The sequence below is a fragment of the Aliiglaciecola lipolytica genome, from assembly GCF_018860635.1.
GTDB lineage: Bacteria > Pseudomonadota > Gammaproteobacteria > Enterobacterales > Alteromonadaceae > Aliiglaciecola > Aliiglaciecola lipolytica_A.
Window position 1 is genome coordinate 64,782 of record NZ_JAHKPT010000011.1, and the last position, 23,824, is coordinate 88,605.

Genomic DNA, 23,824 nt, shown 5'->3' on the forward strand with positions numbered 1-23,824 from the left:
TGTGTGTTGTGTCTATTCTTTATGAGCGTGGCAGGAGCTAAAGAACTATTATTGCTAGCTGCACAAGAACACGAACCTTACCTTGGAATAAACTTACCCAATCAAGGCTACGTGCATCAAATTGTTACTGAAGCATTCGCAAGAAAAGACGTTCATGTTGAGTTTGTTTATTATCCTGCAGCGAGGGCTCAGAAACTTGCTGCTGAAGGCAAGGTCGATGGAATTTTGCCGGTTTATTTCAGTGATACTCTTTCTCAGACTTTTTTATATTCTGCTCCTTTCCCAGGGGATGTCATTGGCCTTTTAAAACGCAAAGATACTGCAACTTCTGTTGTGATTGATAAAAATAATAGTGTCAATGAAACATTGCAAGGCTTGAGTAAATACCATTTTGGTTTGGTTCGCGGAAGCGCTTCTGAACACTTGGTTGACCAAACTCATTTTCTAAGTAAGCAATACGTCTCAAATAATTTAATCAATATTGATAAGTTGTTCGCCCGACGCATTGATTTTGCGCTAATCGATAAATACAGCGCTGGTCATCTAATCGTGTCGCACCGTCCTCATATGATTGGAAAATTAGAATTTGTTTACCCTCCACTTGTAGACAAAGAGTTTCATATAGCCTTTACAAAAAGTAATTCAAATGCACAGAGGTGGGTGAATTTATTTAATCAAGGTTTAGCATCGATGATTGCTGATGGCCGATTTGCCAATATTTTGGCCAGGCATGGTTTTTCGTCTTCACCTAAAGAGATAGATAAGGATCTTCAAAATCAAAAATTAGTGATAGGTACGGTGAATAATGCTGACATGCTGATTTTAAAAGACCTTTCTTCTCATTTCGAGTTGGATAATCCTGATGTGCAACTTGAATGGAAAGTGTTAGGTGAAGGTGTGTTACGCAAGAGGTTGTTAACTGATCTAGCTATTTCTGCAGGGCAGTTTGATGTTATGACCATTGGTTCTTATGAAATACCCATCTGGGCAAAAAATGGCTGGATTGCGCCGATCGATTCATTGCCTGAAGAATATGGTTTAGACGACATAGTTGATAGTGTGAAAAACGATGTCTCTGTAGACAAACAACTTTTTGCCCTGCCTTTTTATGCTGAGTCCTCGGTAACCTATTACCGTTTAGACTTATTTAAACAAGCTGATATTGTTATGCCAAAACAGCCTACGTTTAATCAAATATATGAATTTGCCAATAAACTAAATGCACCTGAAAAAGGTATTTACGGTATTTGTCTGCGAGGTAAAGGTGGTTGGGGTTCAAATCTGGCAATGATCACTACTATGGTAAATAGCTATGGAGGTAGTTGGTTTGACTTAAATTGGCGTCCTCAAATTGAATCGAAAGAGTGGCACAACGCAGTTTCTATGTATGTGGATTTGCTTACCAAATTTGGTCCCCCCAATGCTGTGGAAAATAATTATATTGAAAACCTAGATTTATTCCTAAAAGGAAAATGTGCTATTTGGGTTGATGCCTCAATTGCCGCGAGTTCTTTGGTTAATTCGACTCAGTCGACGTTTAGCCAAAATATCCAAATGGCCAATGCTCCCATAGCTAAATATAAGAATGGTTCTAATTGGTTATGGACGTGGTCGTTAGCAATACCAAGTTCTTCGTCAAATAAGGATGCGGCCCTTAAGTTTGCACAGTGGGCCACTTCGGCCGAATACATTCAGTTAGTCGCTGCAAAATATGGTTGGCAATCCATCCCCCAAGGGACTCGCAAGTCAATATATAAAAAACCTGAATATTTGCAAGCTGCACCCTTTGCGCCTGTCGTAATTGACACCATCAATAACATCGATTTGTATCATTCTACGTTCCAGCCCAGTCCTTATTTGGGAGTACAATTTGTACCTATTGCTGAATTTACATCAATGGGAGATCAAGTTGGTATGTTGCTAGAAAAAGCGTTGAAAAAAGAACTTACAGTAGAGTCTGCGTTAAAACAAAGTCAAGACTTGGTTGATAAACAAATGCGGATATCGGGTTACTATTAATCCTAAATACAACTTAGATGAGATTCCTTCACTAAAATTTCCTGCTTAAATCGCCTATTCGGCAGCTAAAAGTTTATCAGCTACTGTTGCGACGTATCCGGAACGTGTACAATCGGTTTCTTGTATTAAGAACAAGATGTTATGAAAAAAATAGCGACTTTAGGCCCTCCAGGCACATTCTGTGACATGGCCACAGGTATTTATACCGCCAATCAATCTGATATCTATCAAGTGGAGTATTTTCCAACGATTGTGGGTACGCTCGCAGAAATCGGTAATAGCTGTGATATTGGTATTATTCCCATCGAAAACTTTTCGGAAGGCTTTATCGCACTTGTTCTTGATGAACTCATTGCTGCTGACTTACATGTGGTCAGCGAGATTATACTGCCCATCAAGTTTTCTATGATCAGTAATGCTAATGCGTTATCTGACATTCAACAATTGTACGTGCAGTTTGTTGCTCGTGGACAATGTTTTGAGTTTTTAGATGGGCTTAGCAATGCAAAAATTGTCACCACAGATAGTAATATTGAATCGTTAAATCGATTTAAAGACTCAGAAATACCGAGTGCGGCTATTGTTCCATCAACCTCTTACCGCAAAAGTGATTTTCCATTGGTGGTTGAGGAAGTTAACGACTATAAAAATAATCAAACCCGATTTTTAGTCATGTCAAAAACGGTACAACCTACACCAGAAGAAGCCGATAAAACCAGCCTGATCGTCCTTGATGACCATGATCATCCCGGATATTTGGGGGAAGTTTTACTTTCGTTTTCTAAACGAAATATCAATCTAACCTCAATAATTTCTCGTCCCACACGGAAAACATTTGGTAAGTACCATTTTTTTATTGATTTCGACGGTAATATTGATGATCCGATTGTTGCCGAGGCACTATCTGAAATCGGTAAAACCAACAATCTCAAATTGCTTGGTTCTTACAAAAAGGCGAAAAGTCTGAGTTGACGCTTTGTTATAGACCTGGTTTTGAGGGGTTACCAAGCAGTTTAGATTATAGGTATGTTTAGTCATGTTTTATTGCCAAGAGGCTGGTAAATATCTATTACATACACAGCTATTTCACAATAACAGCGGGGCAATTAAATGCGTGTAATTATCATCATCTGATAATTGCAATTCTAAGTCTGATTAACATAGGTAATATATGTCTGAGATAACGTTATTTGCGATGCCAGGAAGTTGCTCGAGAGTGTCTTTGATTTTGTTAGAAGAGGCGAAGGCAAAATACGATATTCATTGGGTGAACTTAATGAAAGCAGAGCACAAATCAGCGGGATTTAAGCAAATCAATCCAAAATCAAAAGTCCCAGCTCTGGCCGTTGAAAGTCAGGTTTTGACTGAAAATCCAATGATTATAAAATATATTAGCGAACGATTCCCTGAAGCTAATCTGTTGCCTAAGGTGGATTCTGGCTTAGCAGAATATCAGCAAATATCCGATCTATGTTTTTGTTCATCCACTATACATCCGTTGGTCACTCGATTTTGTATCCCCGCATTTTTTGCAGATGAAAACGGCATGCCGAGCGTGAAAGCAAAAGCGCTTGAGGCGCTAATGGATTCATTGGCTTGGGTAGAGCAAAGATTAGCGGCAGGAAATTGGTGGTATGGAGAACAATGGAGTGCGGTGGATGCCTATATCTTTTGGATTATTTCAAGGTTGCAGCGCTGCGAGTTTAGCTTAGCAACTTTACCCAATTTAGCCTATCACACCGAAAAAATGCTTAAACGCGACTCTGTTATAAATGCCTTAAACAAAGAGAAGCTTGCTAATTTTTAAAGCAAACTAGACTGGGATATTTTACATTTAATCACTACTGGCAAACGTTTAAGAGTTGCTCAAATTCAACATCATTTCGTCTATCTGTTGATATCGTATGAAGTTTGATGCATCAAGGTATTCTTGGTTTGGTGGTGAGTCGAAATTATCTGTTGTTTAATTGAGGAAATCGACTAAATACAGAAATTATATGGAGTTAAAACGGGTATATGAAACAACGAAGTATAGTAGGGACTTGGGTATCTGAAATTGGTTTAGGGTGCATGAATTTAAGTCATGCATATGGTACTCCGCCAGCGGAAACTGAAGCTATAGGATTATTAGAAAAAGCCCTAGAGCTAGGAGTTACTCATTTTGATACCGCAGCTCTCTACGGTTTTGGCAATAATGAAAAGCTGGTAGGTAAGGTGCTTAAACCTCATCGTGAACGAATTTTCTTGGCCAGTAAATGTGGTATGCGGGGAATCAATGGCAAGCGAATAATTGATGGTAGCCCTAAAGCAATAAGGGAAACTATTGAGCAGTCTCTTTTAAGTCTGCAAACTGATGTGTTGGATTTATACTATTTGCACCGCTGGGATAAAAGTATTCCCATTGAAGAAAGTGTTGGAGAACTTTCTCGTTTAGTTACCGAAGGTAAAATAAAAGGGATTGGTTTGTCTGAAGTATCAGCCGTCACCCTAAGAAAAGCCCATGCAGAACATCCTATTTCAGCGCTACAAGCCGAATACTCATTGTGGACCCGCAACCCTGAAATAGCCTGTTTAGAAACCTGTTTAGAATTAGGAACGGCCTTTGTGGCATTTTCACCTTTAGCGCGAGGATTTTTAAGTGGTGATATTACCGATTCGAGTGGTTTTTTAGACAATGATATTCGAAAAAACATGCCTCGTTTTCAATCAGAAAACTTATCGAAAAATTTGAATCTACTTGAGCAATTACGGACTATCGCTGAAGAACATGAATGCACTCTATCGCAATTAAGTCTCGCCTGGTTATTGCACCAAGGACCACATGTGTTGCCCATTCCAGGCACTACACAAATAGCTCATTTAAAGGAAAATATGCGAGCCTCTAAAATCGTCCTAACACCAGAAGAGCTAATTAAACTAGAGAAGATTTTTGAACCAAGTAAGATTGCTGGTGGCCGTTATCCGGTTGCGACGCAATTAGAAATTGATACTGAAGAGTTTTAACATTAATTCATGCAGCGCAGATTAATTAGTTTAGTAATCCATCTTCATGGTATTCATTGTGGTGAAATAACATATGGATTTTATTGCTAACGATTTTTTAACGCCCACACTTTGCGTACTACTAATAATAGTCGCGGGTTTTACTTCGTTTGTCACCGCCGGTTTTGGTGCGGGTGGGGGGCTTTTTTTGTTAGTAGTGATGGCGGCTATTATGCCGATGTCTGCCGTCATACCGGTTCATGGTTTAGTGCAACTCGGCTCAAATGCTAATAGAGCAATATTAACCTACCGACATCTTGACCGAAAAATGCTGCTTTATTTTTCGTTAGGTGCAGTTATAGGCGCTTTTTCAGCTTCATTTGTGGTCACCCAATTACCGCTAACATTAATGAAGTTATTGTTAGGGGTATTTGTCATATATTTATTGTGGGCAACCACTCCGACGATCAAAGAGACTTCAACATTAGGAAGAATAATTGCCGGGATTGTAACAACGTTTTTGTCGATGTCTGTTGGCGCAAGTGGTCCACTAGTCGGCAGTTACATGTACATGAATAATTATGACAAACTGCGTTTTACAGCAACATTTTCAACCTGTATGACATTTCAACACTGTCTTAAAGCGTTGGTGTTTGGAGCGATAGGGTTCGCTTTTTGGGATTGGCTTCCATTAATTATTGCCATGGTCTTGAGTGGAACAATTGGGACTTGGCTTGGTATCAAACTGCTTAAAAGGCTCCCAGCAGAACGCTTCAAGTTCATTTTTAAAATAGTCCTCACGCTTATGTCTGTCCAGCTAATTTGGCAAGCTGGGATGAGTATACTTCAGGACCTTTAGGTTTGTTAAGGTGGGTAAATTACCCTGCTTTATTAATCTACATATGTAAAAAAGCCCCGAAAACGGGGCTTATAGTTGACTTAATTAATGGTTAAAACGAAACCGTGACCTCTTCAGAACATGCCGTGGTTTCATCACAGATCATGTAAACAAAGGTAGTGCCTGAGACTCTACGTTCTCTGTCACGATACACACCGGTATTCTCTACCGTTTCTAATAGCACACCATTTCGATAGACATCTACCATATCTGCGCTAGAACCAGTGTAAGACAGGTCGATACGCAAATTCCCGAAGCGTGACATATAAGATCTATCTACTTCTAACTCGATATCAACACTGGAAACAGCTACAGATTGCACTACCGTATCGGATTGACCTTCTGAGTCAGTAGTCGTCAACGAAACCTCATAACTGCCCGTTGCTGGGAATATGTGGACAGGATTTACATCTACCGATGTGCTGCCATCACCAAAGTCCCAAAGGTAGCTTACGATGTCATTATTTACATCAGTACTTTCATTTGTAAAGGTCGCTTGTAAACCATCGGATTCATAACTGAAGGCTGCAACTGGTGGCGCTATTGCAACTTCTCCGACACCAGTAATGGTTAATTCCCAACTGTTAAGTGTGCCGTTGTCGCCGTTATAAATGTCTAAGACATTCAAGGTCCAGTCACCAGTAGCTACTTCACCATCAAATGCACTAGATTCGAAGCTCTCTACAATGTCATCTTCACTGCCGCCGGTATTGGCAGTCAATACAGTAGATGTTCCTGCAGGCGAGGTGAGTGTTAGGACTAAATCTCCTCTATAGGTGTGGCTGATATTCACAAACGTACTGGTGCCAAACACTGTCAATGGATCTGCAATAGTTATAACAGAATCAATACCAATATCATCTGGATCTTCTTCGTTAGGAAGAGTTGGTATGGAAGTGTTATTACTGTATACGAAATCGTTTAGGCCTTGAGGGAATACAAATAAACCTAAGGTTTTCTCTTTAACAATGTCGCCACTGGTACCAGTTACCGTAAATTCATAATCGCCATAAGGAGTATCGTCTAAGGTGTCAACTGTGAGGGTGAAGGTGTCACCTGGTTCAACAGTGGTAGCCGATAACACACCTAAACCGGAAGTATCAGTAAGAGATAGGCTAACTTCGCCTTCCCAATCAGAAATACTACCGACTTCGAAAGTATATATTGCACTTTCGCCTGCGGTGATTTCTAGATTCACTGGGCTGACACTAAATTTAAAGCCTGGAGTAGGATCTGCATCTAATAGTGCTTGGTGAACATTGAGGCGCTTGCCTGTTACGGTTCGTCCTTGCATGACTGCATTATCGTCACCAGTGGTCATTAACAACTCTTTCATTTCAAGGGCCGTCAAATCAGGATTTAAAGACCACACTAGTGCAGCAGCTCCGGCAACATGTGGCGTGGCCATTGATGTGCCTGAATAACTGGAATATCCATTACCTGGTGTAGTGGATAAAATTGCACTGCCTGGCGCGGCCATATCAACGGAAGTTAAACCATAAGAATAGCCAGAATCGCCATCTGTACGGTTAACACTTGCCACTGCTAGAATATTATCGTTATCATAATTCGAAGGGTAGTGTGGGGTGATATCATTGTCTGTACCATCGTTACCCGCCGCGGCCACAAATAAAATGTCGGCATCACCTGCGGCTGTAATTGAATCTTTTAATGCTTGGCTGAAAGGACCGCCGCCCCAACTATTGTTAAGTGCACGTACGTTTACACCTGCATCTTTAAGAGAAACAAAATAATCGATACACTCAATCGCACCTGCGGTTTCACCAAATCCGTCTGCAGCAAGGAATTTACATCCAGCAATTGACACTTCGTGGTTAACACCAACTACACCAACACCATTATTACCGGTTGCACCAATGGTTCCTGATACGTGTGAACCATGTCCTTGATCATCCATAGGATCAGAATCGCCATTAACCGTATCAATACCATATATATCGTCGACATAGCCATTGCCGTCGTTATCGATACCATCATCGGCGATTTCGCCCGGATTCATCCACATATTATCGGTTAGATCTTCATGTAAATAATCAACACCAGTATCAATAACACCGATTACGATACTGCTATCTCCGGTGGTAATATCCCAAGCCTCAGGGGCATCAATATCAGCATCTTCTATGCCGCCGCTTTGTCCGGTATTATTTAATCCCCACAATGAACCAAAGTCGGGATCGTCTGGAATAAGTGCGGCTTTACTTATAATGTAGTTTGGTTCAGCGTATAAAACGGCTGGGTTAGCCCTAAGTGTTTCGAGTGCGGATTTAACTGATTTACCGGCTAGTTTTAATTTCGCTATTCGACCATTCATTAGATGAGAAAAACGGTCGTCAATTTCATCTCTGTTTAAATCTGTTATACGTGCAGCAACTCCGGCTCTTGCCGATTTCTTTTGGCTCGCAGAAACGCCGTCTTTATAGACAACAATTACTGAATCTGATTTATATGCATGGCTATTTGCAGCATGCACATTTGTAGCAGCCAGCGCTGGTAGCAGCGCCAGTGTGATCGCAGAAAGTTTGGCTTTCATAATTAAAGAATCCTAAATAAACACAAACAAACTTAGCTATTGGCTAAGCGACGGTTACAGATTCTCCAAACAACAAAACAATGAGTCTTACATTTACACAACTCAGTCACATTAACGCTATTCAATATGGCTTTTCCATCAAAAACGGTAAAAATACAACTTTTTTGGTAAGAATATTGGGCGATTTTATAATACTAGTACTAAAGGGTTAGTTTCAAAAAGGTAACTGTCACCTGCCAATTTAAAGCTTATGCATTTTACTAGCACTAAAGTGCTAACAGGCCGATTTGGTCAAGTTTGGAATGCACCTAACTATCTGAATTTTAAAGTAAATATAAATACAACTTTAGGGCTATAGCACTGAGTAGTGAGTTGGGTTTAAAGTCATTCGCAGGTTTCAGAGCCGAAATTGTAGTGTTAAAGGAGTAGTAATAGATGATTGGAAGCCCTATCAATAAGAATCACAGACAATGGAGTGTTCACTCCCTCAAAAATTTGCGATCTGTGTTTTTAGGAAGCGCTTTATTCATTTCATCCTTTGCGTGCTTTTCACAACAAGACTCTCTAGACCTAATAGACTCTCCTCTGACTTTAAGTCTTGCTCGTACCGTCAATTCTAACGCATCGCAAAGCGTGTTAGTGATTGATCAATACGGCGTACACAACACAACACATATAATTCAGGCTGCCAATTCTTCAAATCTCATAAATGTTACACAACATGGTAATGGCAATTATGCTGACATCACACAAATAGGCGTTGGAAACTACGTTGATTTAGTGCAAAGCGGTGATGAAAACTTGCTAGAAGTTGTGCAACAAGGTGATTTTAATTTGGCAAATATAAACCAATTAGGTGAGCAAAGTTTCATTGTTCATCAAATTGGTAACGATATGGTTGTAAACATTACCCAATATAAGAAGTAAAGGTGTTTGCAATTACTCATGGAGAATAAAATGAAGTTTAGAAAAACGACAGTAGCCAGTTCTATTATTTTAGCAGTACTAGCTGGGCAAGTTAGCATTGCTAATGCACAAACCGCAATTAAAGATGATAACCCTTCCGTGCAATCTGATTTCATGATTGCGGCCGTCGGTAATGTCATTAATTTAACCCAATCAGCCCCAGTTGGTAATGCAGTGGGTAATGAAGCTTTGTTAATGCAAGAAGGCGACTTTAATGGCCTTGATGTCACCATAGTGGGTGATGCAAACATGGTCGACGCTGAACAATTTGGTGACGGTAATATCATTTACGGTGTAATCACCGGAGATGAAAATGCTGTAGAACTCTATCAAAATGGCATTGAGAATGACGCTGAAATCGTTATCGAAGGAAGTTTCAATGAAGTAGAAATTTCGCAAATGGGCGATGGTGGTCCATTTGGTTTTATTTTCAATCGTTCAATTAATGATATTACAGGTGATGGTAACCTTTTAGTTGTTGACCAAGGCGATGGTGGTAACTGGGCGAATAACTCTATAACAGGTTTTGATAACGAAGTTGAAATTACTCAAACTGAAGATTGGCAAGAATCATATATTAGAACCCTTGTAGGGGACGGAAACGAAGTTGAGGTATATCAAGGCGGTTATTATAACGTTGCCGATATCGCTGAAATCACAGGTAATGACAATGACGTTAGACTAGAATCTGATGGTGATTATAACCGTATCTACGGCTATGTTTATGGTGACGACAATACTATAGATTTTGAACAATCAGGTGATGATAACTATGCTGAATTGGGTATATTTGAAGGTGATGGTTCAAGTGCAGAAATCACTCAAATGGGTACCCTTAATGAAGCGAATATAGATAATCTTGGAGACAGCAGCGATTACGAGATTACTCAAATTGGTTATGGAAATATTGGTTACACAGGTTCTATAGGCGGATCTAATGACTTTTCGGTCTTCCAAAATGGTGATCTTAACCTTGCCAGCACAGTTAACTTCGACGGTTTCGACAATGAAGTTTCTATTTCGCAGCAAGGTGATGAAAATACGCTGTTAGCCGAAGCTGGTGTTGGCGAAGATGGAGTGAGTGGTTATTACGCAGACGCAAACACAATCAATGCTGAACAAATGGGTAATCAAAATGATGCGGTAATTCGTCTCGGTGGCAGCAATGATAGTCATTTAAATACATTAGATGTTGCCCAATCTGGTGATCTAAACGTGTTGGATTTACTGATTGATGGTTCTGACAATTCTATTGATATATTACAAGAGGGTAATGACAACTGGATCGTTGGTGAGGAAGCATTGGCTATGACAATTACTGGTGACGGTATGAGTCTGTCTATTTCTCAAGTCGGTAATGATAACCTGGTAACTGGCAGTATGAGTGGTACGGGAGGTAGTATTTCCGTCAGTCAAGTAGGTGATTATAATGTTGCCTCAATTACTCAGCTGTAATAGTTAGACTAACAATAGGGGGAATTATCCCCCTATTGTTATGCGCTAAATTACGCTGGTTTTTCTATACAAATACAGTTGATAAATAAAAACGTGGTAACACTTCTGTCAAAAAAAATTGTCACCTTAATAAGCCGAACCTTGTTAATTGTTAGTCTAACAATTTCCAAATCTGGTTACGTCATGGCCGATGACTTCGCCCTAAGTGGTCTATTACTAGACAATACAATCAGTCGCCAAGGTCATGAGTTTGCTAATGAGTTTGGTAAATATTGGCGTGATATCCCCAATACATTTGGCCAAAATGTTCAAATTAAAGAAATTATTGTTCCACAGGCAGGGACAAAATTAACAGTGCAGTTTGATAACAAAACAATTTATCAAACTTATATGGGGCGCAGACAAACCCCAATCAAGCAACGAGTTGAAGTTGCGGTTGTTTTATTAGTCGATGCTTTATCTCGAGCAGGCACGACTCAAGATAACCCTGACCTTGCTGATGATGAATGGTGAAAATATGAAAAAAAATAAAATACTTAATATTACTTTTCTCGTGGGGTTATTCTCCTCACCAATATTAGCGACCGAATTAGTTTACGAACCAATTAATCCAAGTTTCGGCGGCAGTCCATTAAATGGCAGTTACCTGCTAAGTAAAGCAAATGCACAAAATACCCATACCGCATCAAGTAGTGAACGGACATACGCTGAAAGTTTGCAAGATTCGTTAGAACGCGCATATATCAATAGGATCGTGCGGGAAGTTACCGATTTGGCATTCGGTGAGGTGAGTTATGACGAGAATGGTGATCCCATCGAAAGTATTTTTTCTGATGACTCCATTTTTATGAGCGGTGAATTTCAAGTTGAATTAATAACCAGCAATCCCGACAGTATTGTTGTAGAAATTACCAATATAATAACTGATGAGATAACAATCGTCGAAATTCCAAGGTTCGGATAATATGAAGTATTATGTTGTATTAATCGCACTATTATTAACTGGTTGTAGCTCCTTCAAAAATATCATTCCGCCTGGCACTGAACAGGCAATAGTAATCGAAGATTCAGCCACCTTGAAAGAGCTTAAAGGCTTACCTAAACCTTTTGGTTCTATACCCGTTTCCGTTTACGCGTTCAGAGACCAAACAGGGCAATATAAACCAAGCACTGGCGCCAGCTCATTTAGTACCGCTGTTACTCAAGGTGCAACCTCTATTTTAATGCAGGCACTAAGTGAAACGGATTGGTTTTTACCGGTGGAGCGGGAAGGCTTGCAGAATATTTTAACCGAAAGGAAAATCGTAAGGGCGGCGATACAAGGGGATAACAACACAAATGAAAGTACCGAATTACCACCATTAACCACGGCTAAAATTATCATTGAGGGAGGAATAATTAGTTATGACTCTAACATTAAGACTGGTGGGTTTGGCGCGGAGTATTTTGGGATTAATGCGTCTGAATTATTTAGAGAGGATCAAATCTCCGTTTACATGAGGGCGATTGATGTTCGCACAGGACAAGTTTTAGTTTCAGTATCAACAAGTAAAAAAGTACTCAGCAAAGAGATTCGAGCTGGTCTATTCCGTTATATCAGTTATAAACGTTTAGCGGAAATTGAAGCAGGTTATACTACCAATGAACCTATGTTTACCTGTGTTCAACAAAGCATTGAAAAGGCAATTTCTGAGTTGGTGTTAAAAGGCATTGATAAAGGGGTTTGGAAAGCGCGAGCCTAGTTATTCATATCTTAAATTTGCGGGCCGCCGCCCGTTAAAGTTAAATGAACAAATGAAACAGCCTAGCAGGCTGTTTCTGTTGTTTGCCTAGACCAAGTAATTAGCTCCACTCTGTTTCTGCAATTAGTTTTTCTAAAAATACTATAAATGTGAGTTTTCACTGTATTGACGCTTATGTGAAGTTGGTCAGCTATTTCTTGGTTTTGAGCACCTTGGCTTATGTATTTGACAATAGTTTGTTCGCGTTTGGTTAATGACTGCTGCCAGAAACCTGTTTGACTTCTATCGACTATTTCATTGGAAAAATTGGCATCATTTAACATTTCGTTAATTAACAACTCTAGCGCATTTCTGCGAAACCATTTCCTGTCTTGTTTAATGGTGTTAATGCCTTTTATGACATTTTCTAATTTGTCGTCAGCGTAAAATATACCGGTGACCCCTTGCTTGATGGCAGCAATTTCGAAGTCCAAATTATTCGTTGAATTAAAGAAAATAATTTTGATTAGGTTTTTATATTTTAGAACCGGAACTTGCTGAATTGAACTTTTGTTAATTGACTTACAATCAACAAATATAACGTCGAAGGACGCAATATAATCAGATTTGGGGCAAAAGCTACCAACCTGCAAGTCAAAACCACATGCATCAACGAGGTCTAAAAAATGGTTTAATTTACAATGCCGTTTTTTGCTAATATCGTCTTTTTGTGGAGAAATTACAAACGCTCTATTTCCTTGCATAACCCAGAGTCCTTTTTGAGAGTTTACTCTCTTTTTATTATGACACTTTACGGTAGTGTAACGATTAGAATACATACAAGGGCTCAGAAGCGCAAGAATTCTCGGTAAAAAATATATACCTACGTTTGTTTGAATTTTGTACAAAACGGAATTGTTAAAATAAAGTAAATTAAATTAGTTACTTAGCTACTCGTTCGCTTTCTATTCGTTTTCATTAGTAAAAAATTAGACTAATCCAAGGGCTATTTACAAGCCCTTAAATTTGCGCATTTTGTCGAATAAGATTGTGGTAAACGTTGTGTAAACTATCTAATTCTGCACGATTGATAGTGTCATTTTGCATTAATACTTGGATGGTCCTATCTAGCTGATAAAGAGACTGGCGTAAGCTCACGTCAGCTACCATACTTTGTATCCAAGTGATTGCTGCTAGCCTCACACCTTTCGTTACCTGCGTCACTTTATGTAAACTGCTTGAGGGATATAACACCGCATCACCAGCTTGTAATTTCACTGCTTGTTCACCGAACTCGGTTGTAATGATTAATTCGCCACCTTCATATTCTTTGGGGTCACTTAAGAATAACGTCATCGACAAATCACTGCGCATCACTGTTTGACTGTTTGGGATCCGCATAATGGCAGCATCAACATGAAAACCGTATTGTTGTTGCCTCTCATAACGATTAAAACAAGGCGGGAAAATATGTTGGGGAAGGGCAGCAGAAACCAATTCTGGGGTTTCGCCCATGCGCGCTAAGAGGCTATTAACCAATTGGCGCACATTTGCATCTTCGGGATCTGCTTGGGTGTTGTGTTTTACTGAACTTGCCATTCCTTTAGCTGTAGTTCCGCCGTCTTGCCATTGCAATTCATTTAGCACTTGACGGTAAACATTCACCTCACCTTGAGATAGAAGTTGTTCAATCACAACCATTGTTATTTCCTTCTTAATTAAAATTCGTAGGTTAAACCAGCACGAACGCTTCTGCCGTCACCAATATACATGAAAGAACCTGAGCGGTATGCTGCTGTCCAGTACTCTTCATCCAGTAGATTACCCACATTTAAACGTAACGTCAGATCTTCAGAAACGTAGTAGTTAGCAAACAAATTAACCACACTGTAGGATGGCACTACTATTGAGTAAGCTCCTATGTCATCATCGTAGCCAGCTGCTGTGTCTGGTTGTCCACCATACATTTCACTTTTGTAGGTGTAATCTCCACCCACTACGAAACTCTCTGTAGGCTGATAACGCAATTGCACGTAATAACTGTTATCCGCAAAGTTACTCAAAGCGCGACCAATATTCTCGTCATTAAATGATTCCAAGACTTCTGAATCCATAAATGCCGCACTAAATTGAACGCTAAGTTGCTCAGTAATCTCACCCGTTAAGCCAAACTCTATCCCTTTTACTCGGTTTTTCCCTGTATTTAACGAACCTAGACTGGAATAAGCATCGCCTACACTTTCCATTACGTCACTTTTGGTTATCTGAAAAATGGCGGCTGTAGCTAACAATTCATCATCCATAAATTGCCATTTTGTACCCACTTCAATATTTTCAATTCGTTCAGGGTCGGATTGTTGCGCTTGATCTGGTGTGCCGCAAAGGCCACCATATCCGCAGTTGGCCCCTAAATCGGATTCACCACCGTTAATATTGGTAGCAGTGCTGTATGTAGAATAAAAATTAATGTCTTCATCCAGTTGATAAACCAAACCGATATGTCCGTTAGTTAGATCATCCGAATAGGCAAATAGTTGTTCTCCGCTGCGGCTGTTTGTATCGTTACTATAGTCAAAGCTATCTTGGCGTAGACCTATAAACAGTTCCCATTGTTTATTAAGTTCAATGTTATCCATTACGTAAAACGCTGTGGTTTGTATGTCGAACACTGCATCTGAGTCACCTTCAACATAGCTACGATTCATTAAGTTACTTACATCGCTGACCACGTTTCCATTTCCGTCCAGCGCGCAATATCCGCTGCTGACGCCATTTCGACCATTCACTAAGCAATTACCTTCGTTACCGTAGGTAATATTATAAACACCGTTGTCCACTGACTCATCTGAATACTCAAATCCGAACACGACTTTGTGATTTACGCCTAATAATTTAGTGTTCCAAAATAGATTAAATTGACTGGCAACATAATCGACTTCTTGATTACCTTGGTGCGTACTTAAGGTAATAGTGTCTGCATTAGGCGCTTCAGGATCTGTTTCGTCTCGTGTGCTGCCGCTAGCGCCAGTCGTTAGGTAGCCATTCTCGGTTTTACCTACACGAGTGGCATTATAAATACGCCATTGGTCATTAATTTCGTAGTTTGTGAATAATGTTAGCGCGTATACTTCACTATCTAAAAAGTCTTCTGATTGAGCGTAAACTGGAATATCGGAAACTGGCTCTCTAGCCACTCTATCAAAATAACTGCCGAGATCAGGTACGTCTTCCGCCTGCATATAATAGGCGTCTGCACTGAAAGACAATTTGTCAGTAGGCAAGTAAGTCGTTGAAAGTAATAAACCTTCGCGATTTCTCACGATACCTTCGCGGCCAGGTGCATCTTCATAAGCATCTAAACCGTTAATCCGAAACGCTAAATTCTCAGAAACAGCCATATTAGTATCGATAGTAATTCGATGATATTCATCCGTTCCTATTGCAGCATCTACACGGCCAAAATTATATGAAGGATCTGCTTTTTTAGTAATACTATTAACCGCACCACCTGAAGAACCGCGTCCAGCAAACGTAGCGCTGGGGCCTTTAGTGATTTCAATTTGGTCGGTAGCAAAACTTTCACGGGTGGTCATTCCAGGATCGCGTAATCCGTCAACGAATATATCACTGCGAGCTTCATGTCCACGAATTACATACCTATCCCCAAAGGCATTACCATTTTCGCCTGTACCTAAGGTAACTCCTGATTGGGTTGACAGTATTTGTTCTAGATCAGTGCGACCGGATTCTAAAATTTGGTCTTTTGTTAATACCGTTATGGTTTGTGGGGTATCGGCGAGATCAATGACTCTTCGTACGTCACCTGACTTTTTCACATTATAAATAGAGTGACGAACACCGTGTACTTTAATTTTTTCTAAAGATTCAGCTTCTTTTGCACATTCAACTTCACTTTTCCCTTCAATTTTACAAGTGTCAGTGTCTTCAGCATAAACGAGAGTTGAACCGAATGTTAACGCGGCCATTAGAGCACTTGATCCCAAGCGTCTTTTGTCTATTGCAGCTAATGGTTTTATCTTCGATTTAAGTTGGGATGTGTCGCGCATTAATATTCCTTAGTTGTTTTGAGAAAATGATGTGTTTTTTTATTCTAAAACAAATAAACATGCTAATGCAAATGATATCTATTATCATTTAGATTTATGTGGGTTGGGGAGGAATGATAATTCATCAGCTGAAATTAGTGTTGTAGTAATCACAATAAAGTAGGGCTTTTATCAATCGAACAGAGATGTCAACGGCCAATAGTTTATAATTAATTTAGGCAACAATTCGCTGGTTTATTTTACGGTTGGAATACCTGTATTTCCAAGTGGTTGGTCCTGCTTGATGGTTTCAACATATCGTAGAAGTTATGTTAGGATTCACACACCAAGTGATTAAATCTGCTTTTTTCTTCAATCCCCTGGAGTTTAATGACGATGCACGGGCCTTTCCATCGGAAACTGCGAGACATGATGTCCCGCGAAGAATCGATTGCCGTTATCTAACAACCTTGGTTTCATAACACCATTTAAGTAAAGATGATGCTGCGTAATTGGCAGTAGATTTAACATACAACCTAGCTACAAAGCTTACACATTATAAGGCTAATTTGATGTCAGGATTAGATCGACAAGTATTACGTTCTTTACCTAAAGAGATTCGTCAACCAGAATATGACCTGGAAACAACTGCGCGCGGTATTGTGCATTTAGGCCCAGGAGCATTTCATCGAGCTCATCAAGCTGTTTACACTGATTTAGCTATGTCTGCGCAAGGCGGAAACTGGAAAATTGATGGGGTATCGTTACGTAGTAAAGATCTACGAGATAAGTTGAAATATCAAGATAACCTATATTCACTGATGGTGTTGGACGACTCACCTTATGTCCAGATTATAGGGGCCTTTAATCAAATTTTTGTTTTGGGTGAGCAGCGTAAGCAAGTGATGGATGCTATGACCGATCCCAATACGCATATTATTTCGTTAACCGTTACAGAAAAAGGCTATTGCCTGAGCAATAAGGGCGAACTTGATTGGCAGAATACCGATATCAAACATGATTTGGCTAACCCCGAAGCGCCTATTTCAGCGATCGGTTTGTTAGTCGCAGCATTAAAGGTACGTTTTGCCCAACAAAATGCACAACTGACCATTATAAGTTGCGACAATGTATCTGATAATGGTGATAAGCTGGCCAAAGCGGTGATGACTTTTGCTGCAGAGGTTTCAACACCATTAGCTAACTGGATAGCGCAAAATATTTGTTTTCCCAACACTATGGTAGACAGTATTACACCTGCCACAAATGACGAACTAAGAGCAACAACCAAAGGTAAAATCGGCGTTGAGGACGCATGGCCAATACAGCGTGAGTCCTTTAGCCAATGGGTAGTTGAAGATAAGTTCAGTGGACCTCGACCAGCTTGGGACAAGGTGGGTGTGACATTTACTGACGATGTTCACAAGTACGAAAGAGCAAAGCTACGGGTATTAAACGGTACGCATTCGACTCTAGCTTACCTTGGAACTCTGTGCGGACTGGAAACCGTTTATTCGGCGATTTGTATAGCGCCAATAGAACAGTTTATTAGAAAATTACTTTCCCAAGAGATATTACCTTCAATAGGTAACTCTGATGCTATGGATTTAGATCAGTATGCAGACGATATTATCAATCGTTATCATAATAAACATATTCGTCATCTGCTGGCACAGATAGCGTGGGATGGTTCGCAAAAACTACCTTTTCGAATTCTCAATGCAATTCGAGACAACATCAAAGAAGAAAGAAGCATATCATTACTATGTGTTCCTATCGCAGCTTGGTGTTTATTTGTTGGAAAACGTTACAAAGAGCAACAAGAGTTAGTTGATCCAATCGCTGAGACTTTACTTGCATTAGTACAGAAGCACGCTGACTCTCCGCTACAACTAGCCGATGCAATTATGGATTTGACCTCGGTATTTGATGATCTTACAACTAATGAGGAGTTTAGAAGCATAGTCAAACGTCACGTTTTGTTGCTGTCCTCAATTAATCAACATAACTTAAATGTTTGTTTAAGTGACTTGGCATGATGAGATTAGGTTTATGTAGTGAGATAATGGTTATTGAATAATAACCGTGCAAAATTTAAATAGCCTAGGGTTGCAGATATCTAATTTTTATCGCCGATTAGAATGATGTTTAAGTAACCCATTATATTCTTTACCTTGCATGTCAAGGCGTACGTCCGTATACTATGCCCATCTTTTGAGACGGGCTCCCTCTGAATTGGATAGTAACGTCTCGATTAGTTGGTTTAACTAGCTAAGAAACTGCAAGAAAAGACACTGATTTTTCTAAGATTACCTTATTGGTGAGTCGATTCTTGCGACCACTTATTCGACGGTCCGCACAACTTCTGTTTAGCGTCTCGCGCTCAGTTTGTTAAGCAGTCCATTAAAGTTGGATAGTGGGTTAGGGTCCAGAAACAAAAAGCCCCGCTTGTACGGGGCTTTTTGTTGTTATTATTGGTTTACTTTATCTGGGCTTTTCGCCCTTTTTTCGTATTTGGAGCTTTATTTTTGTCACAACTTGAACAAAAACTGACGGACATGTTAGTTGCACCAGTGGAAGCCATTGGCTTTGAGCTCGTGGGAATTGAATTTGTTCGTGCAGGAAAACACTCAACATTGCGTGTTTATATCGACCATCCAGATGGTATTACAGTAGATAATTGTGCTGACGTAAGTTTACAAGTTAGCGCAGTGTTAGATGTGGAAGATCCCATCACTACTGAATACAATTTGGAAGTGTCGTCTCCTGGCATGGATAGACCGCTTTTTAAAGAAGCACATTATCAGCAGTGTATTGGAGAGGTTGTGACAGTACGCTTACGTATGCCAATGAACGATAGAAGAAACTTTAAAGGTACATTGTTGAGTGTCGACAATGGAAATTTAACGGTAGAAGTTGATGGTCAAGAATACGTTTTAGCCGTGGCAAATATCGAAAAAGGTAATTTGGTTCCAACATTTTAAGAAAGATTCATATTAGCGCTTTCTTAGGGAAGCAATCAGTGAGGCAACGATGAATAAAGAAATTTTGTTAGTGGCGGAAGCCGTTTCAAATGAAAAGCAGGTTCCCAAAGAGAAGATCTTTGAGGCATTAGAATATGCTATTGCCAGCGCTACTAAAAAGAAAAATGAAGGCGAAATTGAAGTACGAGTTAACATCGACCGTGAAACTGGTGATTTTGATACTTTTCGTCGCTGGTTAGTTATTCCTGATGATCAGGTACAAGAAAACCCGTATGCAGAAATTACGTTCTCTGCAGCCCAAGTAGATGAACCTGAAATTCAATTGGGTGAGTTTATAGAAGACCAAATTGAGTCTATTAAATTTGACCGTATCACTACTCAAACCGCCAAACAGGTAATCGTGCAAAAAGTACGGGAAGCCGAACGTGCACAAATGATCGCTGAATACGAAGACCGTGTGGGTGATTTGGTTACTGGTACAGTGAAAAAAGTCAATCGCGACAATGTAATTGTCGATTTAGGTAATAACGCTGAAGGCGTTATTTATCGTGACGATATGTTACCTCGTGAAACTTTCCGTCCGGGTGACCGAGTACGTGGATTGTTATACGTAATTCGTCCTGAAGCTCGTGGAGCACAGTTGTTTATTAGCCGAACTCACCCAGATATGTTGGTTGAGTTGTTCCGTATAGAAGTACCTGAGATCGCAGAAGAGACTTTAGAAATTAAAGCTGCTGCTCGTGATCCAGGTTCACGGGCTAAAATTGCGGTGAAAACCAACGACAAACGTTTAGACCCTGTTGGTGCTTGCGTAGGAATGCGTGGATCTCGGGTTCAAGCGGTTTCTGGTGAACTTGGTGGTGAACGTGTTGACATCGTATTATGGGATGAAAATCCAGCTCAATTCGTAATCAACGCAATGGCACCTGCTGAAGTGGCTTCAATCGTTGTTGACGAAGATGCGGGCTCGATGGATGTGGCTGTTGAAGCCGACAACCTAGCGCAGGCAATTGGTCGTAGCGGTCAAAATGTACGTTTAGCCAGTCAGTTAACGGGATGGACATTAAATGTCATGACCGTTGAAGACCTGAACTCTAAGCACGAAGAAGAGAACTCAAAAGTATTAGGGGTATTTATTAATAGCCTTGATATTGATGAAGATTTCGCCGCTGTTTTAGTGGATGAAGGCTTCACAACTGTAGAAGAAATTGCGTATGTTCCTGCTAATGAATTACTAGCCATCGAAGGTTTCGATGAAGATATGGTTGAGGAACTTCGTGGTAGAGCGAGAGCTGCACTGACTACCCAAGCATTGGCAAATGAAGAGTCATTAGAAGCTTCTGAGCCAAAAGAAGAATTGCTAAACCTCGAAGGTATGGAGCGCCATGTGGCCTACGTACTAGCAAGTCGAGGAATTACAGACCTTGAAGGCCTAGCCGAACAAGGTACTGATGAAATAAGTGATATAGAAGAACTAGACGAAGAAAAAGCCGGACAGCTAATAATGGCTGCACGTAACATCGTTTGGTTTAGTGAAGAATAAGTAAGATCAACAAGAGGAATACAGCTATATGGCAGAAGTCTCCATCGAAAAACTAGCCACCGACATAGGAACTCAAGTTGATCGCTTAGTTCAGCAGTTTGCAGACGCAGGTTTGACTAAAAAAGTAGGTGATATGATCACTGAAGATGAAAAGCGTCAATTGCTTGATCATTTGAGCAAATCTCACGGTGGCAATGGTTCTGAAGGACCAAAGCGCATGACCTTGCAACGCAAGACTACCAGTACGTTAAGTGTAGGTAAGTCGAAAGCTGTTAAAGTTGAAGTGCGTAAAAAGCGCACATACGTTAAACGTACTGATGTTGAAGAAGCGCGTTTAGCCGAAGAAGAAGCTAAGCGTAAAGCGCAAGAAGCGCAGGAAAAACTTGAAGCAGAGCGTAAAGCTGCAGAAGAAGCGAAAAAAGCCGCTGAAGAAAAAGCAATCAAAGCCGCAGAAGCTAAAGCTAAAGCGGAAGCTGAGAAAGCGGCAAGAATAGAACAAGCGAAAAAGGATGCTGCTGCTCGTCAAAAAGAAGAAGTGCAGTTATCACCGGAAGAAAAAGCAGCGCAAGAAGAAGCAAGACTTGAAGCTGAACGCATTCGTAAACTTCAGGAAGACGAAGCTCAGCGCAAACTTGAAGAAGATGCGAAAAAAGCGGCTGAAGAAGCAAAACGCTTAGCAGAAGAAAATGAGCGTCGTTGGAAAGAAGAAGAAGAGCGTCGTAAAAAGCAGGAAGCTGAAGAAGTGCATTTGCACTCTAACCGTTACGCTCAAGAAGCTGAAGATGAAGAAGATGCACAAGTCGAGCGCGGTTCTCGTCGTCGTAAAAAATCGAAAAAGAATGCTGGTGCCGATCTTAAGCACGGCTTTAATAAACCAGCGCAACCTGTAGAACGTATTGTTCGTATTGGTGAAACTATCAATGTTGGCGAACTTGCCAGCAAGATGGCCGTTAAAGCCACAGAAGTTATCAAAGCGATGATGAAAATGGGTGAGATGGTTACCATCAACCAAGTATTAGACCAAGACACTGCTGTACTAGTAGTTGAAGAAATGGGTCATAAATACGAGTTGGTGAATGACAACGCATTAGAAGATGAATTGTTAGCTGGTAAGGCTTCTGGCGATAAAGAAAACAGAGCGCCAGTGGTGACTATTATGGGCCACGTTGATCACGGTAAAACGTCTTTGTTGGATTATATCCGCAGAGCTAAAGTAGCCGATGGTGAAGCGGGTGGAATTACCCAGCACATTGGTGCCTACAGTGTTGAAACAGATAATGGTCGTATTGCATTTTTAGATACTCCTGGTCACGCCGCGTTTACCGCAATGCGTGCTCGTGGAGCAGTCGCAACAGATATCGTTATCTTGGTTGTTGCCGCAGACGATGGCGTAATGCCACAAACAAAAGAAGCTGTTCAGCATGCCAAAGCTGCTGGCGTACCTTTGATTGTTGCGGTTAACAAAATGGATAAAGAAGCAGCCGACCCAGATCGTGTTAAGACTGAATTATCGCAACTTGAAGTTATTTCAGAAGAATGGGGTGGTGAACACCAATTCGTAAACGTATCTGCGAAAACAGGTATGGGCATCGATGAGCTTCTAGAAGCGATTTCGTTGCAAGCTGAACTACTAGATTTACAAGCCGTACCAACAGGCCCAGCAAAGGGTATCGTGATTGAATCTCGCCTTGATAAAGGTCGTGGACCAGTTGCCTCTGTGCTTGTACAAGAAGGTGAGTTAAAAGCGGGTGATATCTTGCTTTGTGGTATTGAATACGGTCGAGTTCGTGCGATGCGCGACGAAAATGGTCATGAAGTAACGGTTGCCGGTCCTTCAACTCCAGTAGAAGTGCTAGGTTTGTCTGGTGTTCCTATTGCAGGTGAAGATGCCTTAGTTGTGCAAGATGAGCGTAAAGCTCGTGAAGTTGCAAGTAAGCGTCACACTAAGCAACGTGATTTGAAATTAGCTAAACAACAAAAAGCTAAACTTGAAAACATGTTTGCCAATATGGAAGCTGGTGATGTTAGCGAACTTAATGTTGTATTAAAAGCTGACGTTCAGGGTTCTGTAGAAGCAATTTCAGAATCGTTAACTAAACTATCTACTGATGAAGTAAAAGTCATTATTGTAGGTAGCGGTGTTGGTGGTATTACTGAAACTGATGCTAGTTTAGCTGCAGCCTCAAGCGCCATTGTGGTTGGCTTTAACGTTCGTGCCGATGCTACTGCAAGACGTATTATTGAAGCTGAAGAAATCGACTTACGCTACTACAGTGTTATTTATGACCTGATAGATGAAGTTAAACAAGCAATGAGCGGTATGCTTGCGCCTGAGTTCAAACAACAAATTATTGGTTTGGCTGAAGTACGTGATGTATTTAAATCACCGAAAATTGGTGCAATCGCTGGTTGTATGGTAACTGAAGGTAACATTAAACGTAGTGCGCCTATCCGTGTGCTTCGTGAAAACGTGGTTATCTATGAAGGTGAACTTGAATCACTTCGCCGCTTCAAAGACGACGTACAAGAAGTACGTAACGGTATGGAATGCGGTATCGGCGTGAAGAACTACAACGATGTTAAGGTCGGTGACCAAATCGAAGTATTCGAAACCGTAGAAGTAAAACGCGAAATTTAACCCTCGCGTTTCAATTTA

Annotated in this window: 18 protein-coding genes; 14 read left to right on the top strand and 4 right to left on the bottom strand. The window is 40.5% G+C overall.

Annotation, left to right across the window (positions count from 1 at the left end; translation table 11 throughout):
• Window positions 1–3: 3 nt before the first annotated feature.
• The 5 genes from KO530_RS05450 (at window position 4) to KO530_RS05470 (ending at window position 5,860) form a co-directional block, all read left to right on the top strand.
• Window positions 4–2,019, top strand: coding sequence for an extracellular solute-binding protein (locus tag KO530_RS05450; RefSeq protein WP_354667865.1), 2,016 nt, complete (start codon window positions 4–6; stop codon window positions 2,017–2,019).
• Between the two features lie 141 nt (window positions 2,020–2,160).
• Window positions 2,161–2,991 carry a prephenate dehydratase gene (locus KO530_RS05455; RefSeq protein WP_216047399.1) on the top strand — a complete coding sequence of 277 codons (831 nt, stop codon included), beginning with the start codon at window positions 2,161–2,163 and terminating at the stop codon, window positions 2,989–2,991.
• Window positions 2,992–3,190: 199 nt separating this feature from the next.
• Window positions 3,191–3,826, top strand: a complete 636-nt coding sequence (locus KO530_RS05460; RefSeq protein ID WP_216047400.1) for a glutathione S-transferase family protein — start codon at window positions 3,191–3,193, stop codon at window positions 3,824–3,826.
• 209 nt (window positions 3,827–4,035) lie between these two features.
• Window positions 4,036–5,022: an aldo/keto reductase gene (locus KO530_RS05465; protein WP_216047401.1), complete on the top strand. Its 987-nt coding sequence runs from the start codon at window positions 4,036–4,038 to the stop codon at window positions 5,020–5,022.
• Window positions 5,023–5,095: 73 nt separating this feature from the next.
• A complete protein-coding gene (locus tag KO530_RS05470) occupies window positions 5,096–5,860 on the top strand; it encodes a sulfite exporter TauE/SafE family protein (RefSeq protein ID WP_216047402.1) in 765 nt (254 codons plus the stop codon).
• Window positions 5,861–5,951: 91 nt separating this feature from the next.
• Here the strand turns inward: KO530_RS05470 and KO530_RS05475 are convergent, their stop codons facing one another.
• The gene (locus KO530_RS05475; protein WP_216047403.1) at window positions 5,952–8,453 is read right to left on the bottom strand and encodes a S8 family serine peptidase; all 2,502 of its coding nucleotides are present in this window, start codon (window positions 8,451–8,453) and stop codon (window positions 5,952–5,954) included.
• Window positions 8,454–8,888: 435 nt separating this feature from the next.
• On the opposite strand from KO530_RS05475, the gene KO530_RS05480 reads away from it, so the two are divergent.
• The 5 genes from KO530_RS05480 to KO530_RS05500 all read left to right on the top strand — a co-directional run bounded on the left by KO530_RS05480 (window position 8,889) and on the right by KO530_RS05500 (window position 12,616).
• A complete protein-coding gene (locus KO530_RS05480) occupies window positions 8,889–9,380 on the top strand; it encodes a curlin subunit CsgB (protein ID WP_216047404.1) in 492 nt (163 codons plus the stop codon).
• 30 nt (window positions 9,381–9,410) lie between these two features.
• Complete coding sequence (locus KO530_RS05485) at window positions 9,411–10,874, top strand: curlin (protein ID WP_216047405.1); 1,464 nt, start codon at window positions 9,411–9,413, stop codon at window positions 10,872–10,874.
• Window positions 10,875–11,057: 183 nt separating this feature from the next.
• Window positions 11,058–11,387 carry a curli production assembly/transport protein CsgE gene (locus KO530_RS05490; protein ID WP_216047406.1) on the top strand — a complete coding sequence of 110 codons (330 nt, stop codon included), beginning with the start codon at window positions 11,058–11,060 and terminating at the stop codon, window positions 11,385–11,387.
• A gap of 4 nt (window positions 11,388–11,391) precedes the next feature.
• Window positions 11,392–11,838, top strand: a complete 447-nt coding sequence (locus KO530_RS05495; protein WP_252728886.1) for a curli assembly protein CsgF — start codon at window positions 11,392–11,394, stop codon at window positions 11,836–11,838.
• Window position 11,839: 1 nt separating this feature from the next.
• Window positions 11,840–12,616, top strand: coding sequence for a CsgG/HfaB family protein (locus tag KO530_RS05500; RefSeq protein WP_216047407.1), 777 nt, complete (start codon window positions 11,840–11,842; stop codon window positions 12,614–12,616).
• A 62-nt stretch (window positions 12,617–12,678) separates the two neighbouring features.
• Here the strand turns inward: KO530_RS05500 and KO530_RS05505 are convergent, their stop codons facing one another.
• The 3 genes from KO530_RS05505 to KO530_RS05515 all read right to left on the bottom strand — a co-directional run bounded on the left by KO530_RS05505 (window position 12,679) and on the right by KO530_RS05515 (window position 16,662).
• Complete coding sequence (locus tag KO530_RS05505) at window positions 12,679–13,359, bottom strand: helix-turn-helix transcriptional regulator (protein ID WP_216047408.1); 681 nt, start codon at window positions 13,357–13,359, stop codon at window positions 12,679–12,681.
• A 256-nt stretch (window positions 13,360–13,615) separates the two neighbouring features.
• Window positions 13,616–14,296, bottom strand: a complete 681-nt coding sequence (locus tag KO530_RS05510; protein WP_216047409.1) for a Fe2+-dependent dioxygenase — start codon at window positions 14,294–14,296, stop codon at window positions 13,616–13,618.
• Between the two features lie 17 nt (window positions 14,297–14,313).
• Window positions 14,314–16,662 carry a TonB-dependent receptor gene (locus KO530_RS05515; RefSeq protein ID WP_216047410.1) on the bottom strand — a complete coding sequence of 783 codons (2,349 nt, stop codon included), beginning with the start codon at window positions 16,660–16,662 and terminating at the stop codon, window positions 14,314–14,316.
• A 551-nt stretch (window positions 16,663–17,213) separates the two neighbouring features.
• Between KO530_RS05515 and KO530_RS05520 the strand changes: the two genes are divergently transcribed.
• From KO530_RS05520 to infB, 4 genes are all read left to right on the top strand, one after another.
• Complete coding sequence (locus KO530_RS05520; protein WP_216047411.1) at window positions 17,214–18,680, top strand: mannitol dehydrogenase family protein; 1,467 nt, start codon at window positions 17,214–17,216, stop codon at window positions 18,678–18,680.
• Window positions 18,681–19,169: 489 nt separating this feature from the next.
• Entirely contained in the window at window positions 19,170–19,625 is a 456-nt protein-coding gene (gene rimP, locus KO530_RS05525) for a ribosome maturation factor RimP (protein ID WP_216047412.1), read from the top strand.
• A gap of 49 nt (window positions 19,626–19,674) precedes the next feature.
• A complete protein-coding gene (gene nusA / locus KO530_RS05530) occupies window positions 19,675–21,168 on the top strand; it encodes a transcription termination factor NusA (protein ID WP_216047413.1) in 1,494 nt (497 codons plus the stop codon).
• A gap of 28 nt (window positions 21,169–21,196) precedes the next feature.
• Complete coding sequence (gene infB, locus KO530_RS05535; protein WP_216047414.1) at window positions 21,197–23,806, top strand: translation initiation factor IF-2; 2,610 nt, start codon at window positions 21,197–21,199, stop codon at window positions 23,804–23,806.
• The last annotated feature ends 18 nt before the right edge of the window (window positions 23,807–23,824 follow it).

Bases quoted from the DNA above. Each gene is read 5' to 3' on its own strand.
- KO530_RS05485 (WP_216047405.1), top strand. From the start codon at position 9,411: ATGAAGTTTAGAAAAACGACAGTAGCCAGTTCTATTATTTTAGCAGTA.
- infB (WP_216047414.1), top strand. From the start codon at position 21,197: ATGGCAGAAGTCTCCATCGAAAAACTAGCCACCGACATAGGAACTCAA.
- nusA (WP_216047413.1), top strand. From the start codon at position 19,675: ATGAATAAAGAAATTTTGTTAGTGGCGGAAGCCGTTTCAAATGAAAAG.
- KO530_RS05510 (WP_216047409.1), bottom strand. From the start codon at position 14,296: ATGGTTGTGATTGAACAACTTCTATCTCAAGGTGAGGTGAATGTTTAC.
- KO530_RS05455 (WP_216047399.1), top strand. From the start codon at position 2,161: ATGAAAAAAATAGCGACTTTAGGCCCTCCAGGCACATTCTGTGACATG.
- KO530_RS05520 (WP_216047411.1), top strand. From the start codon at position 17,214: ATGTCAGGATTAGATCGACAAGTATTACGTTCTTTACCTAAAGAGATT.
- KO530_RS05475 (WP_216047403.1), bottom strand. From the start codon at position 8,453: ATGAAAGCCAAACTTTCTGCGATCACACTGGCGCTGCTACCAGCGCTG.
- KO530_RS05480 (WP_216047404.1), top strand. From the start codon at position 8,889: ATGATTGGAAGCCCTATCAATAAGAATCACAGACAATGGAGTGTTCAC.
- KO530_RS05470 (WP_216047402.1), top strand. From the start codon at position 5,096: ATGGATTTTATTGCTAACGATTTTTTAACGCCCACACTTTGCGTACTA.
- KO530_RS05495 (WP_252728886.1), top strand. From the start codon at position 11,392: ATGAAAAAAAATAAAATACTTAATATTACTTTTCTCGTGGGGTTATTC.
- KO530_RS05465 (WP_216047401.1), top strand. From the start codon at position 4,036: ATGAAACAACGAAGTATAGTAGGGACTTGGGTATCTGAAATTGGTTTA.
- KO530_RS05515 (WP_216047410.1), bottom strand. From the start codon at position 16,662: ATGCGCGACACATCCCAACTTAAATCGAAGATAAAACCATTAGCTGCA.
- KO530_RS05505 (WP_216047408.1), bottom strand. From the start codon at position 13,359: ATGCAAGGAAATAGAGCGTTTGTAATTTCTCCACAAAAAGACGATATT.
- KO530_RS05460 (WP_216047400.1), top strand. From the start codon at position 3,191: ATGTCTGAGATAACGTTATTTGCGATGCCAGGAAGTTGCTCGAGAGTG.
- KO530_RS05490 (WP_216047406.1), top strand. From the start codon at position 11,058: ATGGCCGATGACTTCGCCCTAAGTGGTCTATTACTAGACAATACAATC.
- KO530_RS05500 (WP_216047407.1), top strand. From the start codon at position 11,840: ATGAAGTATTATGTTGTATTAATCGCACTATTATTAACTGGTTGTAGC.